At 58.7% G+C, this 15,755-nt stretch carries 15 protein-coding genes and 1 pseudogene; 3 read left to right on the forward strand and 13 right to left on the reverse strand.

Features of this window, described 5'->3' with window-relative positions; genetic code table 11:
* The first annotated feature begins 74 nt into the window (after positions 1-74).
* Positions 75-929: a helix-turn-helix transcriptional regulator gene (locus tag FB481_RS11655; protein WP_147176458.1), complete on the forward strand. Its 855-nt coding sequence runs from the start codon at positions 75-77 to the stop codon at positions 927-929.
* Between the two features lie 17 nt (positions 930-946).
* Here the strand turns inward: FB481_RS11655 and FB481_RS11660 are convergent, their stop codons facing one another.
* The 8 genes from FB481_RS11660 to FB481_RS11695 form a co-directional block, all read right to left on the reverse strand.
* Positions 947-2,896, reverse strand: coding sequence for a relaxase/mobilization nuclease and DUF3363 domain-containing protein (locus tag FB481_RS11660; protein ID WP_147176459.1), 1,950 nt, complete (start codon positions 2,894-2,896; stop codon positions 947-949).
* A 349-nt stretch (positions 2,897-3,245) separates the two neighbouring features.
* Positions 3,246-3,773, reverse strand: a complete 528-nt coding sequence (locus FB481_RS11665) for a S26 family signal peptidase (protein WP_147176460.1) — start codon at positions 3,771-3,773, stop codon at positions 3,246-3,248.
* Positions 3,770-4,012, reverse strand: coding sequence for a hypothetical protein (locus FB481_RS11670; RefSeq protein ID WP_147176461.1), 243 nt, complete (start codon positions 4,010-4,012; stop codon positions 3,770-3,772). The genes FB481_RS11665 and FB481_RS11670 overlap by 4 nt, the downstream gene beginning before the upstream one ends.
* Positions 4,009-4,647, reverse strand: a complete 639-nt coding sequence (parA, locus tag FB481_RS11675) for a ParA family partition ATPase (protein WP_147176462.1) — start codon at positions 4,645-4,647, stop codon at positions 4,009-4,011. The genes FB481_RS11670 and parA overlap by 4 nt, the downstream gene beginning before the upstream one ends.
* Before the next feature lie 244 nt (positions 4,648-4,891).
* Complete coding sequence (locus tag FB481_RS11680; protein ID WP_147176615.1) at positions 4,892-5,719, reverse strand: replication initiator protein A; 828 nt, start codon at positions 5,717-5,719, stop codon at positions 4,892-4,894.
* Between the two features lie 11 nt (positions 5,720-5,730).
* On the reverse strand, positions 5,731-6,102 hold the full coding sequence (locus tag FB481_RS11685; RefSeq protein WP_147176463.1) for an AlpA family transcriptional regulator: 372 nt from the start codon (positions 6,100-6,102) through the stop codon (positions 5,731-5,733).
* Between the two features lie 505 nt (positions 6,103-6,607).
* Positions 6,608-7,120: an antirestriction protein ArdA gene (locus FB481_RS11690; protein WP_147176464.1), complete on the reverse strand. Its 513-nt coding sequence runs from the start codon at positions 7,118-7,120 to the stop codon at positions 6,608-6,610.
* 259 nt (positions 7,121-7,379) lie between these two features.
* Positions 7,380-8,651 (reverse strand): PD-(D/E)XK nuclease family protein, encoded by a 1,272-nt coding sequence (locus FB481_RS11695; protein ID WP_147176465.1) that lies wholly within the window; start codon positions 8,649-8,651, stop codon positions 7,380-7,382.
* Between the two features lie 225 nt (positions 8,652-8,876).
* Here FB481_RS11695 and FB481_RS11700 point away from each other — a divergent pair, with 225 nt between their 5' ends.
* Entirely contained in the window at positions 8,877-9,689 is an 813-nt protein-coding gene (locus FB481_RS11700; RefSeq protein WP_147176466.1) for an NYN domain-containing protein, read from the forward strand.
* Between the two features lie 36 nt (positions 9,690-9,725).
* On the opposite strand, the gene radC is transcribed toward FB481_RS11700, so the two are convergent.
* The 5 genes and pseudogenes from radC to FB481_RS11725 form a co-directional block, all read right to left on the reverse strand.
* Positions 9,726-10,232 (reverse strand): DNA repair protein RadC, encoded by a 507-nt coding sequence (gene radC / locus FB481_RS11705; protein WP_147176467.1) that lies wholly within the window; start codon positions 10,230-10,232, stop codon positions 9,726-9,728.
* A 267-nt stretch (positions 10,233-10,499) separates the two neighbouring features.
* Entirely contained in the window at positions 10,500-10,721 is a 222-nt protein-coding gene (locus tag FB481_RS11710; RefSeq protein ID WP_256662739.1) for a hypothetical protein, read from the reverse strand.
* A gap of 145 nt (positions 10,722-10,866) precedes the next feature.
* Positions 10,867-11,064, reverse strand: a pseudogene (locus FB481_RS23585) (DUF4124 domain-containing protein); the annotation flags it as partial.
* Positions 11,065-11,322: 258 nt separating this feature from the next.
* Entirely contained in the window at positions 11,323-11,652 is a 330-nt protein-coding gene (locus FB481_RS11720; protein WP_147176470.1) for a LasR-specific antiactivator QslA, read from the reverse strand.
* A complete protein-coding gene (locus FB481_RS11725; protein WP_147176471.1) occupies positions 11,649-11,918 on the reverse strand; it encodes a hypothetical protein in 270 nt (89 codons plus the stop codon). The genes FB481_RS11720 and FB481_RS11725 overlap by 4 nt, the downstream gene beginning before the upstream one ends.
* Before the next feature lie 609 nt (positions 11,919-12,527).
* Here FB481_RS11725 and dpdE point away from each other — a divergent pair.
* Positions 12,528-15,755, forward strand: a complete 3,228-nt coding sequence (gene dpdE, locus FB481_RS11730) for a protein DpdE (RefSeq protein ID WP_306109836.1) — start codon at positions 12,528-12,530, stop codon at positions 15,753-15,755.

A 15,755-nucleotide genomic window follows, 5' to 3' on the forward strand; every position in this document is an offset into this window, starting at 1 on the left:
CAGGCCGGGCTATTCTTAGCGGGATTTATGGGGGTTACAATTTGACTGTTTATCCTATTACTGGAGGTAACCGGATGAGCGCGCCTCGCACAGCTGAACGCACTCGAATAGATCTGGCCGAATTCCTGCGTAGTCGCCGTGAACGTATTTCGCCGGAGGAGGTGGGCCTGCCCGCCGGTAATCGGCGGCGCACGCCTGGGCTGCGCCGCGAGGAGGTCGCGGCATTGGCCGGGGTGGGGTTGTCCTGGTACACCTGGCTTGAGCAAGGTCGGGACATCAGTGTCTCGGCGAACTTCCTAGACAACCTTTCACGCACGCTCAAGCTTGATGCCACCGAGCGACGACACCTTTTCCTGCTCGCTCACCAGCGTCTGCCGCCTGAGCCGGGGAAAACCTGGTGCACGGTGCCGGCGCTGATTCACCGGTTGATGGGCGACCTGCCGTTGAGGCCCGCCTACGTGCTCAACCTGCGTTGGGATGTGCTCGCTTGGAACGCCGCAGCGGATCGGGTTTTCGGCTTCTCCGCATTGCCGGCGGATCGCCGCAACATGCTCTGGATGCTCTTCACAAGCCCCGCTATGCGAGAGCTGTTCAATCCTTGGAGTGAGCAGGCGCTGCAGATCCTTTCCAGCTTCCGACGTGACTTTGTGCGTGCTACCCAGGATCCTGATATCGCTGCTCTGGTGAAGGATCTGGAAAAGGCGTCGCCCGATTTCAGAAAATGGTGGCGGCAGCAGGACATTCATGGGCCTTGCCAGGGAATTCGCCACTTTGAGGTCGAGGCGGTGGGACACGTGGTGTTCGAACACACCACGTTAACCATCGATGAGGATCGCCATCTGCGCTTGGTCTACTACGCGGCCAAGGAAGGCTTACCGCAGAGCCAAGCCTTCGAACAGTGGCTGCAGCAAGAACCGGCACCGGTTTAACGGCCGGTGCCGATTGCTCAACCAATCGAAGGCCCACGCTGGCGGCCTAGTTGCCACGAGACGCTGTTGCCTTGAATCACTGCCGATACGCTCTGCCCGAGTTTTTGCTCGATCACCGGCTTCCACGGCACCAGACTGAAGCCGATATCGTCGGCGAGCAGAGCATAACGGCCGCTCGCCAGTTGGATGCTGCGCCGGTAGATTCCGCTGACTCGCTGGCCCTCTACCACCGGGCGGTAATTCATGCCTGTCTGTGCGGAAATCTCACGTGCTGCAGCGTTCAGCTCTCGCCCGCGCAAGGTAGCCAGCAGGTTACGTGCAAGCAACACGCATTGGCCCTTGTGTTGGGCCAGGCCCTGTTCCACCAGATAGTCGGCACGTTGTCGCAACGCCTCGCGCACCTCTTTGCCGAAGCCCTTATCGACCAACTCGCGGTTGCCGCCGATCAACTGTTGGTCAAGCCAGGTCGCGCCGACGGCACGCACCTGCTGTTCTAGGGGCAGCGGCGTGCGCAGCTCGACGGAGACATCGCCAAGGCGGCGAGCATCATGTTGTCGACCTTGCTCGGGCAGATCTGCCGGCACCCGCCAGACGCCCTCGGCCAGCCGCTCGACGATACTGGCCCGGCGGAGGGCTTCCAGACGCCGAACGTGGCGCTCGACCAATGCCTCGGGATCCTGTCCTTCGACTGCCTGTGACCTTGCAAAGGCCGCGTGATGATCGGTGCGATAGAGGCCTTCCACCGCCAACGCCGCAATCGAGCGATCCACCGCGCGCGGCTCGCTCAGGCTGCGTGTTTCCACCAGGCCACCAATGGGATAGTCGGCCAGGTTCGTGTGGGAAGGCAGTCTCAGGTAGTGGGCTTTGCCATCGAGTCCGTCGACCACCAGATAACCGCGGTCGTTGAGCTCGTCGGCTAGGCCTTTGGCTGCGATCCTACCAACCACAACAGAACCATCCTTGCCCGGTTCGAATACCGCCAGCTCTCGCTGCGTGCCGCCCATGGCCCGCTGCATCGTGCGCACGATATCGCCGCGTTCACCCATGGCACGCAGAGTGGCCTCGGCGTCGTCACGCAGGATCCATTGTCCTGGCCGAACTTCGTGTGCGAGTTCAAGCTTTTGCAATTGCTGCAGGCGGCCGATCAGCAACTGCCGGCGCGGATGGTTGGCGAGCAATTTCAGGCTGAGCACGCTAGCTTTGCGTTCGCGCAACAAGGTGCGATCCAGAGTGGTGAAACGCTCCTGCTGCACCTCGCGCTGCAGACTCTGCTGGATCTCCAATTCAGTACGCGGGCCGAGCCATTCGGTGGCCAGCTCCGAGGCACGGTTTCGCATGCCTTCGGCGATGTAGTCACGAGCGATCACCAGGTCCTTGCCGGTGTCGTCCTTGCCGCGCAGGATGATGTGGGTGTGCGGGTTGTCGGTGTTCCAGTGGTCGACCGCCACCCAGTCGAGGCGGGTGCCGAGGTCGGCCTCCATCCGGCTCATCAGGTGGCGGGTATAGGTGCGCAGGTCATCGAGCTGCTCGGCATCCTCGGGTGAGACGATGAAGCGAAACTGGTGGCGATCGTCCCGACCGCGCTCCTCGAACGCATTAAGGTCGGCCTGGTCGGTCAGCGGCCCATAGGCCTGGCCCGGATCACCCTCGCGGCTGACGCCGTCGCGTTCGATGTAGCGAAGGTGGCTGAGCGTCGAGCGCTTGCCAGCCTGGCGCAGGTTTACCAGGCGCGTCTTGATGGCGACGCGGCGGGCGTTGGACGGCAGTTTCTGCGCGCTGAATCGAGCAGCGACATGTCCGCGGCCGAGACGGGCACCGGGCTGGTGTCCCGCCTTGCGCGGCTTGACGGTGCCGGCCTTGTTGGTCTGACGCAGCACCTGGTTGACGAAGGCTTGGCCGCGTTGTTGCGGCTTACCAGGCTGCGGGCGAAAGCGCAGTTCGTCGTCATGACGACTTCCTTTGCTCATGCTTAGACTCCTCCTGGTTGATCGTGGTACGCCGTATCAGGCACGCTTCCTAGCCAGCACAACTGCGGGGCGAACACAGTTTCGGCACCTGGCTATGCCCGGCGCCGTGTCGCCGCCAACCCCTGTGCAGACTGCTTTCCGGGCCAACGAAGTGCCGCCCCCTTTTATCTTGCCCTCAGTTTTCTCCGTGCCTTTTGCGTTCAGTGATGGGTAAACAGAGTGTGGGTTCGCTACGGGCGAGCCAGTTGCGTGTCGCAAGTGAGGGCAGTGGAGACAGCAACAGGTGGCCCGCGACAATAGCTGCTGAATGCAGCCGTTCTGTAGCTGATCTGACAGCGCGATGGTCTGGTCATGGGCGTGCCTCCACCCACAATGGCCGCGCCCGACCTATCACCGAGTCGACAGGCACAGGGCCGAAGTAGCGACTGTCGAATGACTCCGGATTGCCGGTGCTCAGTAGAAACAGCTCGCCGTCATCCAGCTGTCGGCAGCCACTCCACTGAGGCAGAGCGAGGCCTTTCCGATCAACACGCAAGCGAATCGCAACAGGTTCACTGTCGACGACGATCAAGCCGCTCAGCACGCATACATGCTGGGGAGCGATTGCTGCCACGGTCTTCAGCAACGGAACGGTCGCAGGCAGGTAGCCGCGTTGCGCCGCGAACGTCCTCGCCTCGTGAGGCAAGTTGATCAGCACTGTGTCGCCCGGGCGCAATGAGCGGGTGGCCTCGATGTGGTACCAGCCTATGGGTAGGCTGTCCGAGGCGTTGTAAACCAGCCGCGGGATTGGCGTGTAATTGGCCGTCCAAGCCAGTGCAAACAAGCTGCCTGCTATCAGGGCCAATGGTCGTCGACGACGGTGCGCGGTAGCTGTCATGACGAGACCTCCGGGAACTCTCGTTCAAGCACTTCGCGCAGCATCTGAGCCATTGTCAGACCGCGCTCGATGGCGGCTAGCTTGATGCGCGTGCGCAGTGCTGGCGTCACGTCCAGAGTCATACGTGCGGTATGGCGATCACCTTCTTGGGGTCCTGCTTCAACGCGCTGCTGTATCCAGGCTTCGGCTCGCGGATCGGCCATTGGGCGTGCCCCAATTCCTACGCGCTTGCTGCTCATGAAGACCACCTCAGGAGCTCATCGACCAGGTTGCTGACCTCGCGTGCTGCAGCGCTGTCGGGAGCCAGCTCCCGTGCCAGGCGACCGGCAGCTACGCTCTCGGCAAATACGATTCGCTGACGCACTTCACTAAGCAGAGCCGGCACAGGCTGGTCAGCCAACGCAGTGCGCGCCTCGCGGCCGATGATCGTGGTGCTGACCCGCCGGTTGATTGCAAACGCCGCTCGCATTGATGGTTTGAACACCTGTGCTTCGCGGATCAGGCTGACCATTTCCGAACTGGCCCATAGGTCGTAGGGGCTCGGTTGAACAGGGATCAATACACGGTCGGCAGCGAGCAATGCAGAACGGGCAAGGGCGGCGATGCGGGGTGGCCCATCGATGATGACGTGGTCGGCATGAAGGGCGAGCTCCGGTGCTTCCTGATGCAGCGTTTCACGCGCAAGGCCAACCGCGCTGAAGAGTCTCGGTAAGCCCTGTTGACTGCGGCGCTGCGTCCAGTCCAATGCCGAGCCTTGTGGATCGGCATCAAGCAGGACGACGTTGCGTCCGCGTACAGCCAGCTCTCCGGCGATGTGGGTGGCTAGGGTGGTTTTTCCCACCCCACCTTTCTGATTGAGCAGAGCGATGATCATGACCAGACGCCTCCCGCAGACTCCTCGCGATCAGCGTCTGTCCACAGATGTCCGGGGCCCCAATAACAAGTTAGAGCTTTTAAGTTAGTTAAGTTAAGGCGGGCGCTAGGCCTCGTCCTGCGTGGCCTGCAGAGGTGAAGATGCGCCTGATAGCACGATAGTCTTGCGCCTGATAGCACGAGCCCGGTTGCGCCTGATAGCACGACAGAACTCACAGCTTTTCCAGAAAATATCCACGTGCCGTCTACGGCACCGGCCTGAATGCGAGCAGCTCCGTTGATGGCGAGAAACGGACGAGCTCCAGGTGATAGCCGGGCATCGACTGCCGAGAAACCAATGCCCTCAGATCGCCGGCGAAATCCGAATAACGCGCCATGCTTCCGGATTTGCGGTACAGGTGACGCAGGTCGAACTGCCAGCCATCTTTCTGCCTGCCGCCGTGTTTGCGGATGAGACGATACAGCCAGCGCTCCAGGCCGCCGGTGAGGCGGAAGTAAGCCGGGTCGATGGTCAGCACCAGGGACTGCTCCAGCACCCCGCAGTAGAACCAGTCTGCAAGGATCAACTCGATACCCTCCGGTCGTCCGTCGGGCGCTGCCAGCTCCTTCCACTCGTTGATCCAGGAAAAGCGGTGCAGGCGCCTGCCCGTGGTCTCGCGAATGGACGTGGCCACGCTGGTCGATTGCAACCGGTCGAGGGCGGCCTTGAGTCGCGTGTAATCCCGGGTGGAAGTGCCACGGCCGATGAACCTGAGTATCTGGTATGGCCTTGCGCGCATGAGCCTCGAAGTCGGAATGCCCGAGTCCCGAGCCTCGACAATCTGGCTGGCGGCCCAGATGAGAATGTCGGCATCCCAGATCGTGGCGATACCATGTGCTTGAGTACCCTCTACACGTACTGTCACTCCGCCCGAACGAAAGTCGATCGGCACCGTGCGCCGCGACTTGGCCAGCGAGAAGAACGGATGCGCCATCAGATCTTGGGCGTCGCGTGGCGCCATATCCCCCGGCAGGGCGTGGAACAGATCCAGTTGCTCGCTCTGCGAAGTCAAATCGAGATGCCGACAATTCATAAGCGAAGGTTTCACTGATCATCACGCTGCGCTCCCGGGTGGCGGTCGATGTATTCGGGATCGAAGGTGGTCTCGAAGCTGCGCTCACCGGCCCAGAACTCGAGATCGGCGAGGGCGTACATCACCCGCCGGCCAAACTTGTGAAAGCGCGGTCCGCCGCCTATCACCCGCTGCTTTTCCAGCGTGCGCGGAGACAGCCGCAGGAAGGCCGCTGCTTCGTTGTTGGTGAGGTAGCGAGGGGCAGGGCAGGTCTGTGGTGCTTGGGCCTCGTCGGCGCCCTCTACAGGCCGCATGGCATGCGCCGTTGGCCCGGCCTTGCGGTGCAGCGGGGCATCGAGATCGATGCGACGCGGCTGGCTGGAAAGATCGATTGAATGCGACATGGTGTGTCCTCCGTTGACGTGGGAGGTGCACCGTGCGGCAGCAATCGCGCTCGATCATGCCGGGTTGGGTCTGGGCGAATACGCAGGCAGGAGGGGAGAGGATTGATACCGGGACGGTCTGGACGCTTACCAAGTACGACCATCTACGCGCGTCAGCGGCCATGGTGCCCAAGCACGCCAAGCTCCGCACGCGTAGCCCCACGGATATGCGATCTGCGGCTTTCCACAAAACTGGAAAACCGCAACGGCGGATTTCTGTAAATCCGTAAAAACGTAAATCCGCTTCCCCACAAATCCGTAAATCCGTGGTTACGGATCGACGGATTTGGGCAAAACCGTAAGACCGTAACGGTCTCAATCAACTGGCAGCATAACGTGGTTGCTCCAGGCTGATCGCCGGGGGCGCGTCCCCGTGCATCAGCCTTCCGGGCGGGGCGCGCGGGTGGCCGGTAGGACAGGGGCGCAAAAAACAAGGCACCGGGTCTCCCTGGTGCCTTCCGCTAGCCTAGCGATTCCAGAACACATGCACCTGCTCGAAGCCGGTCTCCAAAGTGAACACGTCGCCGCTGTATTCCATGTCACGGGCCATGGCGCGGTAATCGATATACATCGCCAGGTGGGTCGGAATGCTGGTGGTTTCCTCGGTCAACTCCTGGGCGTAGTCGGCCAGCGAGCTGTAGCAGCCGCAATAGTCTTCCTCGGCCGCCTTGCGCGCCTGCTCCAGGTCGTTGAAATGCGCGAGCAGCGCGCCGCCGAACTCGGGGTATTCCTCGATAAAGCACGCAATCTCATGGGCGCTCTCGAGGCTTTGGTACTCACCGAGGCGGTAGCCGTCGAAGCCCTCTAAGTCATGGATGGCGTACTCCTCCGCACCCTCGACCGGCGAGGCCGCGAGCATGGCGTCGACCTGTTCCTGGATGTCGTTCAGCTCCAGGGTGGCATCGATCCAGACGCCATGCAGGTGACCCGCGTTGTAGGCGGCTAGGTCGGCAACGTAGATCCTGATTTCTTCGCTCATGGCTTTCGCTCCTTCATCTTCAGGGTTCTGCGCTTGCGCTGCGCATGAACCCCTGCCGACTAGGGCGACTAAGGCGGTCGTGAAAAAATCAGGAAAAATCGCGGAGGCTCCACCCAGCGCAGCGGCCGGGTGGAAACCGTCTATTTTTCTTGATTTTGAGGGGGCAAGAACCCCTGCTCTTGTATTGGGGACGTTGTTACCTCCGATGGCAACCTAGTTTTGCTTTTTTATGGAGCCAAGGCCAGATGTGGCCTTGGCTCTAAACGCAAACCGTTTTCAATCGGTTAGAATGCTCTTCAAGTTTTCGAATAAGATCAGCAAGTCCAAGTCCTCTGTTGAGCACAACCTTGCGTAACGATGTGCCCTGCCGCTTGCCGAAGCGGTTATCAAACAACTTAAGGCGTTCCCGTAACTGCTTTCCTTCAGTCTCAGAATTGGCTGATGCAGAATCGAAAACTAACGCAATATCGTATTTCGTCTTGGTGCTGTCTGCATATCTCACCCGAAAATAAACAGGCCAACTATTTTCCCCCATAAATTGTTCCCAGTTTGGAGGGCATGCGGATAGCCAGGCCCGAGCGTGGTAGACATTCTCCCTTTTAAATCCAGGAATCTTGACCAATAAAGTCTCTTTTATCGATGCCATGCCCTGAGTGTCGCGAAGAAGGTCAAACGCTGCTTTATTTTGCAGCATGAAACTCATGTGCGTGGAGCTGCCCTCCTGAAGCCAGCATTTCTCGAGTCGCCCAGTATTGCTTTCCAACATGTGCCTGACTGCAGGACCATGGGCTTGGTGTAGTTCTGCAGCCAACGTTACTGCTCGCTGACTTATAGGGCTTTCCCAATCGGTTTGTCGATTGCAATAGCTCACCACCAATTTAGCCGCTGCATTGCCGCGCTCTACATGCATCAACGCGCGGTCGGCTGAAGCTTTTAACCAGTCATACCCTAGGTGCAACCAATAACCGGTAGATGGGCGCTCCGACCAGTCCCCCCCTGCAAAGTCTCGGTCTAGAGCGATGTGGACACTTCTGTAGTCTTTCAGATGGGCGCTGTTAGCTACTGCTTCCTGCCAACTAGTACGGTATCCGTCCAGTTGCTGCTGACTATGCGTAGTGCCAGCCTTGTTCTCTATCAGCAATACGAATTTGTTGTTGGGGTCAATTACGAATAGGTCAACGCGCTCTGAAGCTTTAAGTCCGAGCTCTCGAGCAGTGAAAATGCTGCCGAAGCTAGTCGTCCGAATTTTGGAGGGAGGCCATTCAGCAAAAAAGCGAGACGTCGTGCTCCGGCCATCCAGGCCACTCTCTGCTGCTGCTTGGGTTGCGCTGATCAGCAGGTCGCGCACAATCTGATCGCCTTGCCCATGCCCCTCACGTGGGTCGAATAGCCAAGCTAGGAAATCCGAGTGCTGATTTTCGCTGAGTTTTATAACGTCGAAGATATCATCGCTGATTTTAAGGATTTCACAGAGTTCAGATAGCTTCGGATCACAGAGGAACTCTTCTACGGCTTCGGTTGTTGCATCCATGCGGTCATACTCATTGCAAAAGGGGAAGGAGGCGCGGTGTGGGCGACGAGCTAGGTATCAGTAAGCGATCGTAGCGTTAATAGAGTGTGCTGGCAAAATGATGACGGCCGTCGTCGCTGACTACAATACTTGTCAGGATTTCGACACAGATGCGATGGGTGATTGCTGTGCCTTTAGTGGACGTGGTGCTATTGGATCAACTGGGATCATTCGATAGGAGCAAGGATGGGAGTTTTTACTCCAGCTGTAGAAACGCGCGTAGCGGTGCTTGTCGATTGCGATAACGTATCGCCTGAAATTCTGGAACACGCGCTGCGTGTGGTCGCCCAGTTTGGGCGCGTTGTCCTGAGAAGGGGCTACGGCAACCATGGCACGTTGGCTAACAAATGGCAGGAGGCACTGGTTCGGCTGGCCTTCACACCATGCCTGCAATACCAGTATGCGGCCGGTAAGAACACGTCCGACATCGCCTTGGCTCTTGATGCAATGGAAGCGCTCTTCGATCACCGTGCGGATACGTTCTGCCTGGTAACCAGCGATTCCGATTTCGCCTACCTGTGCCGCAAGCTCAGAGAACGTGGCGCTACTGTCTGCATCGTCGGTGAACCCAAGACTCCCGATGCGCTGCGCAACGCCAGTGACCAGTTCTTTGAGTGGCGCCGCGAGGAGCATTTCCAAGAACCTGTTGCGGAGCATGCCGAGAAACCTGCGGCCAAGGCTGAGTCGAACTGCAAGCAGGAAACCACTAAGCCTCAACCCAGCAAGCCGGTCGTCAAGCGGCGACCAAGGTTCGTGGTGGATGCCGTATCCCTGCTTGCAGGCGGAACCAGCGAAGGCAAGGTCACCCTGAGCGCCCTTGGGCAGTACCTCAAACGTACCGATCCGGCATTTTCGCCAAACGCCTACGGCCACTCTGGTTTGCTCGACATGATCAGAACCTACGACCTGCTGCATTTGATCCAAGAAAACGGTGGCCACTGGACGGTGGGGCTAGCAGCCAAGGAAGATGAACCGGTTGAACATGCTGCACACGCGTGAACGGGCGCAGCAAAAAGGGGGCTCAGCCCCCTTGGTTCATAGCAACCCAAGCTCAGCGAGAGATACGGTGCGCTGGCCAGCCACTATGATGTGGTCCAGAGATCGAACCTCGACAAGCGACAAGGCTTCTTTCAGCCGCTGTGTGAGCGACCGATCGGCCTGACTTGGCTCTGGGTTGCCGCTGGGGTGGTTGTGCGCGTAGATCACTGCTGCCGCATTCAGGCGCAGTGCCTCCTTAACCACTTCCCGCGGGTAGACCGAAGCACAATCGATGGTGCCTCGGAACATCTCGATGTACTGGATCAGGCGATGCTTGGCATCCAGGAACAGAGCCGCAAAGACCTCGTGTTCGAAGCCCGCCAGCTTGGTGATCAGGTATTCCTTGACCAGATCCGGCGAAGTAAACGCAGCACCACGCTGTACCTTCTGATCGATGACCTGTCGAGCCGCTGCCAGGATCTGCTCGGCAGTGGCTGGCGCATAGCGACCTTGCTCGTCGCGAATCAGCAGGGAAGAGTCAAAGGCGATAGAAAGCTGAGACATGATCATGCTCCAGTTGCTCGGGCGGAATTGCCCGGAACCGGCCCAGCACGGCGCAGCGCGGCAGTCAGGGGGCGATAGCCGGCCCCGCCGCAAATGCGCGAAGCGCATGCAGCCCTTGACGGCGAGAACGCCGTGATAGGGTCAGAGGAAACAGCAAGACCGTCATTCCACCGATCTCACAGGCGCCACCAGCAAGCGAAGCGCGCAGGCTTCAACAAGGGGAAGCGGCGGCTGCAGCCGCCAACAACAGCGTAACCGGGGCGCGCGTTATTTGACGCGGTAGAGCACCAGGGAGCCGAGGTCGATCAGGCGACCTGGCTCGTAGCGCTCGATCACCAGCTTCTCATCCCAGCGCTTATTACTAAACGCGTCCGGCTCATGGGTCAGGGTCAGCAGGTTGCCCTTGAGCTTGAAGCGCAGAGTGGCCTGGACGCGGTTGCGCGCCTCCATGCCCTTGCGGTCCATGCGCAGAGTGGTGGGGCCGAACACCCAATAGCCACGCAGGGGCGAGGCGAAGTCCAGATCCGACCAAGTGCCTTGCAGGTCGGCCAGGGTCAGCAGAGGCGGGTTGGCCTTCTCGGCGTCTGCGTAGCTCGCCTCGGTGCGAGGCCTTGCCAGGTTGCGGCTCGCTAGCAGGGGCCGCCGCCGCGGTTGGTGACTCTTGGGCGATCTCTTCCTGGTTCTTAGTGGTGCCGCAGGGGCGATCGGAGAACTGTGTGGCGCCATCGGCGGCCTTGCATTTGAAGATGGCGGCGGAAGCCGGGGCCAGCGGTGCGAGGAGCAGGGCGCAGGCGAGCAGGGTAGCGTCGAGGCTGAGGGGGGGGGAGCGCATCAAGCATCCTTTTGATGGGGTCGCGATGGTGGAGGAGTCTATCCATGGGCCTAGGGCGGTGACTGCCCCAACTGCGGCAATCGAGCCGCGGCGCTTTCGGCGGCGTCTTGATATCTGGCCGGAGTGATTGTGCTGGCGCCGTTCGGAGTACGCAACAGCCGCGCGTGAGCCTGCGCTCAGCTCAGCTGAAGCAAGAAGAGAGGCATTTCGATGCAAACGCCTTCCCAGCCCGCTAGCAGGCCAGGAAGGTGACTCAGATCAGCAGCGGCAAGCCGTTTCGGGTGGCAGTCGACGGTCCGGCTGAGCAGCACCTACCGACATCTGATTACCGGCCTGATACGAACACAACCGCTGGTGCACACGGCCCAGGAAGCCTACCTCGAAGGCGCGCCTGTCGATGGCCCGCGGCAGCAGATCACGCTCGGCGATCATGACTGCCCAGAGCCATCCGCTACAGACACTGTCGAGCCAGAATTGAGCCAGTTTCACGCCTCGGTTGAATGCCTCCTTGCAGTCCGCTGACCAGGTGATTTCAAAACCTGGTTGACCATCGTAGGAGGGCAGGCATGTCTCGACTTCTTTGCTCATGCGGAACCTCCTCGCACTTCGGAGAGCGCACGGCGATAGAGCACCACCATCTCATCGAGCAGATCCAGCGCGGAGTAGGCGGCGATACGCACGCGCATGTCATCAGGTGGCACACCTTCGGGCTCAGCCAGTTGATCAAGCAAATGACCAAGCATGACCGCACGCGTTTCTGCAGCAGCTTCAGAGGGTAGGGGGGAACGTTCAGATTCATGCAGCGGGCTACGCTGCAGTGGGAAAGGTACAACGCAGGATTCGAACTCAGCCATGGCGCACCTCCAGATCAGAGGCAGACAGCAAGACCATAGGCCAAGGGCGGAGCTCTTGGGTAAAAAAGGGATAGCGCATTTTCCTTATGCTCCTCGGTTGAATTAAGGAGCTGCCACCATCCGTTCTGACGCAGTATGGTGGCAGACCGTACGGGGGTCAGAAACCGGTAACCGAGGGAACCGGCCAGGCAAAAGCCTGCCCCACACGGCCTGCCATAGAAAAGCGACAACAAACACTTGCGTGCCCGCTGATCGGCTATGGCTTACCGCGCCCTCGATTTTTCGGGTTCTGACGCCCGGCCATGGGATTTACCACGACGGCCGCAGTCTAGCCCGTGGGTTTTGGGAGGGCAACATACTGTGGTGAGGATGCTTGCAAGTATGGGATGGCAATTCGCCTGCTCCAAGGCTTTACCTACACATTGTGAGTGGATATTGTGGTTACGTCGCATCAAGGAAGTCATATAGCCCCATGAGGACGGTTAATTTGTCGCGTTTGCGAGCGATTTGGGGGGCTGCTCCGCGCTCCGTAATTTTTCAAGCTAAGTATCCTTGGCTAGCGCTAGCTAAAGGGGCGGCTTGATGATGGAGAGAAAATCTCCCCTGCGTATGGGCGCTTTTGTTCGGATATCGTCCCCCCAATACAGGAACTGGGGTGTTGGGAAACTGTGTGGGGTAACTCAAGGTGTCGCCAGGGTCCAGTACTTTGATGCACCGGGCGCTCTGTTGCCTGACCTGGTTGAAGTGCCATTTTCTCAATTGGTACAGGCGAATTTACCTGCACAAACTCGTGTCTATCGTCAGAAAACCGACCTGTATTGGCAGGTTGGTCGTGTGCTCGAGGATGATGGCGCGATCATTTTTGTGCAGTTTCCTAATGGGGAAATGGAGAATTTCCCAGCTGAACAGTTGCAGGTTCGGTGGAGTCGGCCACTTAACGATCCACTACCTTTGTTGGCTGTTCAAGCCACCGAGACACCTTTCCTAGCTGATGCGAGGGCAGATTTCGTCCGTGCTGTGGCTGGTCAGCATCATGCGGTTGCAGGTGTTTCTGCCGCGCTTTGTTCCTCGATCGATCTCGTCGACTACCAATTCGATGTAGTGCGCCAAGTCCTCTCGGATCCTATTCAGCGGTATTTGTTAGCAGATGAGGTGGGGTTGGGTAAGACGATCGAGGCAGCGATCATCTTGCGGCAGTACTTTATCGACGATCCTGCTGCAAGGGCGGTACTGATCGTCCCGCCTGCCTTGGTGTACCAGTGGCGTCGTGAGTTGACAGTCCGATTCGGTCTAGGTGCCGAACTGGATGACATGTTGCATGTCATCGCGCATGACGACTTGAATCGATTGTCTCAAGTGATTGCTAACGCTGGCATGTTGGTGGTCGATGAGGCTCACCATCTGTCCAGGCAATCTACCGCTGAACAGCGCGAACTGTATGAACAACTGCGATCACATGCCCCGTCTTTGCCGAGGTTGCTGTTGCTGTCGGCGACTCCGGTCTTAGGCAATGCGGAGGAGTTCCTTCGGGTTCTGCACCTGTTGGACCCGGTGGTTTTCCCCCTTGATGACCTCGACGGGTTCAAGCGTCGCATTGCATCCCGCCAAGTCATCGCAGAAGTGGTTTCGACTCTCCTACCTGAAAACGTCTGGGGTCTTGGCCCGGACCTTGATCGATTGCTAGAGAGCTATCCTGACGATCCTCTGCTAGTGGAGAAGGTTGATGCCCTACAAAAGGTATTAGATACCTTTCCTGACGAGGAAAATTCTCAGTTCTTAGTCGCTTTGGAAGACCTCAAGATCCACTTGGTGGAAAGCTACCGATTGCACCGTAGGCTCCTGCGCAACCGTCGCACAGCAGTGCCATGGGCAACGCCTCGGCGAGCAGGTATGCGGACAATCGTCTTTAGCGGCGAGGCTACTGCTACGTGGCGAGATCGGTTGGAAGATTTGCGATTAGCGTTGGCAGCCTATGGATCTTTTTCCCACGTCCACCAATCGCTGCTTCGGGCGGCTGTTCACTCCCATTCAGGACAATCGCTACTGCGGGCCTTGACCCTTGCTGGGCTGGATGAACCTGACTTACTCGCTCAAGCGAGAGCTGTTGATCATGCCGCTGAGCGCCTACTTTCTGACCCTGCACGGGTGAAGGCATTGTGCGGTGAGATCCGCACGATCCTGGAAGTACCTGCGACCCAGATAGTCGTCTTTTGCGATCGGCCACAGGATGCCGATTTGGTTACTGACGTTTTGGCTCGCGAGATAGGTCATGGCGTTGTGCGTCACGAACCGGTAGAGGTAGACGAAGATACGGAGGTGGCTGCTCCGGAGTGGGAGCAGTTCCTCAACTCGCCTAACCAGGTGCGTGTACTAGTGTGTGATGCGCGCGCGGAAGAAGGCGTTAATCTGCATGGCGGGCGCAAAGTAGCCGTCCATTATGATCTGCCGTCCTCTCCGAATCGCATTGAACAGCGTTTGGGGAGATTGGACCGTTACGGAACCGGCGATCCAATCGTGTCCTATGTATTGCTTGATGAGGAAAATCCTGACGAAGCTGCTTGGGCTCAAGTTCTAGACAGTGGCTGGGGTGTATTTCGCCAATCTGTGGCAAGCCTACAGTATCTGATCGAGTCGACCTCCGAGCCGCTGGCATACGAATGGTCTGAGCAGGGCACCGCCGCTCTCCAAGTACACGCGGATCAACTCGGTGGATCAGACGGCTGGGTTCAACGCGAAGTACGGCAATTGAATCACCAAGATAGTCTGGATGCTCTAGCTAACCGAGAAATTCCCGGCATGGACGCACTGGAGGATGCAGATAGTGATTGGGTTAAATGGCGTGCTGCTTTCAAAGTGCTGGCGGTTGACTCGCTGCAATTCAGCTGGCGTAGCGAGAACGAATTAGGTGAACAAACTACGGATACCCCGTTTCGAGTGGGGTATGCCTACCACGGCGGTGGGAAAGCAACGCTGTTACCCCTAGCAGGTTTCCTCAAGCATTTTTTAGCGACAGTCGACCAGAGAGCCATCGGCGGAAGCGCCCGCTTTCCGCTGAGTCACCAATATGCGTTCAAGCGAAACACCGTCACGAGTCGTAGGGGGTTGGCGCAAGGGCTACGGCTACTTCGCATCGGAGATCCTCTTGTGGCCTCGCTTGAGCAATTTTGTGCAACTGATGACCGGGGGCGTGCTTTTGCAGTTTGGCGGGCCAATCGGCAGTACGAAGTCAACGATCCTAGTGGTGCCGATCTGTACTTCCGTTTTGACTTTATGGTGCGCCCCGCCCTCAACGAGGAGGGTGAAGATACTTCGCCCCTGAAGCAGCAAGCACTCGCTCGCAAGGCAGGCACCTTGCTACCTCCCCTGGCCATCCGCATTTGGGTGCACGGCAATGGAAGGGTTGAAGCTGAACCCAGCGAGTTCTTGACCAGTAAGTATGCTCCGACGTTGAAGGGCGCTCGATGTGATTTTAATCTGAACGCTAAACGCTGGCGCAGACTACCAACGGACATCAAGTCGACCTGGTTACGCAACTGGGGTGGATTGTGTCGGAGCCAGCGGGACATCGCCACAGCCGCGGTACGGAGCGCACCCGTGTATATCGAGCATATACAGAGCGCGCTGAAGGTCTGTACTCAGGAGCGTCGGTTGCGCCGATCACAAGGGGAGGCGAGGGCTAGTCGCCTACAAGGACTGGCCCGCCAACAAGAGCTAGACGAACTGCTCCAAGCTGAAGAAATGTATGCGGCGCTAGAGGCAGCCATAGCTAGTCCTCGTCTCGACTTGGATGTGGTCGGTGCAGTTTTCTTGTCTTCTATTTCGCCCTTTAACGAATGA

Source organism: Pseudomonas sp. AG1028, assembly GCF_007993955.1.
GTDB lineage: Bacteria > Pseudomonadota > Gammaproteobacteria > Pseudomonadales > Pseudomonadaceae > Aquipseudomonas > Aquipseudomonas straminea.

Excerpts from the sequence above, each read along its gene's own strand:
- FB481_RS11725 (WP_147176471.1), bottom strand. The coding sequence starts at position 11,918 with ATGGCTGAGTTCGAATCCTGCGTTGTACCTTTCCCACTGCAGCGTAGC.
- FB481_RS11660 (WP_147176459.1), bottom strand. The coding sequence starts at position 2,896 with ATGAGCAAAGGAAGTCGTCATGACGACGAACTGCGCTTTCGCCCGCAG.
- FB481_RS11655 (WP_147176458.1), top strand. The coding sequence starts at position 75 with ATGAGCGCGCCTCGCACAGCTGAACGCACTCGAATAGATCTGGCCGAA.
- FB481_RS11670 (WP_147176461.1), bottom strand. The coding sequence starts at position 4,012 with ATGAGCAGCAAGCGCGTAGGAATTGGGGCACGCCCAATGGCCGATCCG.
- FB481_RS11690 (WP_147176464.1), bottom strand. The coding sequence starts at position 7,120 with ATGAGCGAAGAAATCAGGATCTACGTTGCCGACCTAGCCGCCTACAAC.
- FB481_RS11685 (WP_147176463.1), bottom strand. The coding sequence starts at position 6,102 with ATGTCGCATTCAATCGATCTTTCCAGCCAGCCGCGTCGCATCGATCTC.
- FB481_RS11700 (WP_147176466.1), top strand. The coding sequence starts at position 8,877 with ATGGGAGTTTTTACTCCAGCTGTAGAAACGCGCGTAGCGGTGCTTGTC.
- FB481_RS11695 (WP_147176465.1), bottom strand. The coding sequence starts at position 8,651 with ATGGATGCAACAACCGAAGCCGTAGAAGAGTTCCTCTGTGATCCGAAG.
- parA (WP_147176462.1), bottom strand. The coding sequence starts at position 4,647 with ATGATCATCGCTCTGCTCAATCAGAAAGGTGGGGTGGGAAAAACCACC.
- FB481_RS11680 (WP_147176615.1), bottom strand. The coding sequence starts at position 5,719 with ATGAATTGTCGGCATCTCGATTTGACTTCGCAGAGCGAGCAACTGGAT.
- dpdE (WP_306109836.1), top strand. The coding sequence starts at position 12,528 with ATGGGCGCTTTTGTTCGGATATCGTCCCCCCAATACAGGAACTGGGGT.
- radC (WP_147176467.1), bottom strand. The coding sequence starts at position 10,232 with ATGTCTCAGCTTTCTATCGCCTTTGACTCTTCCCTGCTGATTCGCGAC.
- FB481_RS11720 (WP_147176470.1), bottom strand. The coding sequence starts at position 11,652 with ATGAGCAAAGAAGTCGAGACATGCCTGCCCTCCTACGATGGTCAACCA.
- FB481_RS11665 (WP_147176460.1), bottom strand. The coding sequence starts at position 3,773 with ATGACAGCTACCGCGCACCGTCGTCGACGACCATTGGCCCTGATAGCA.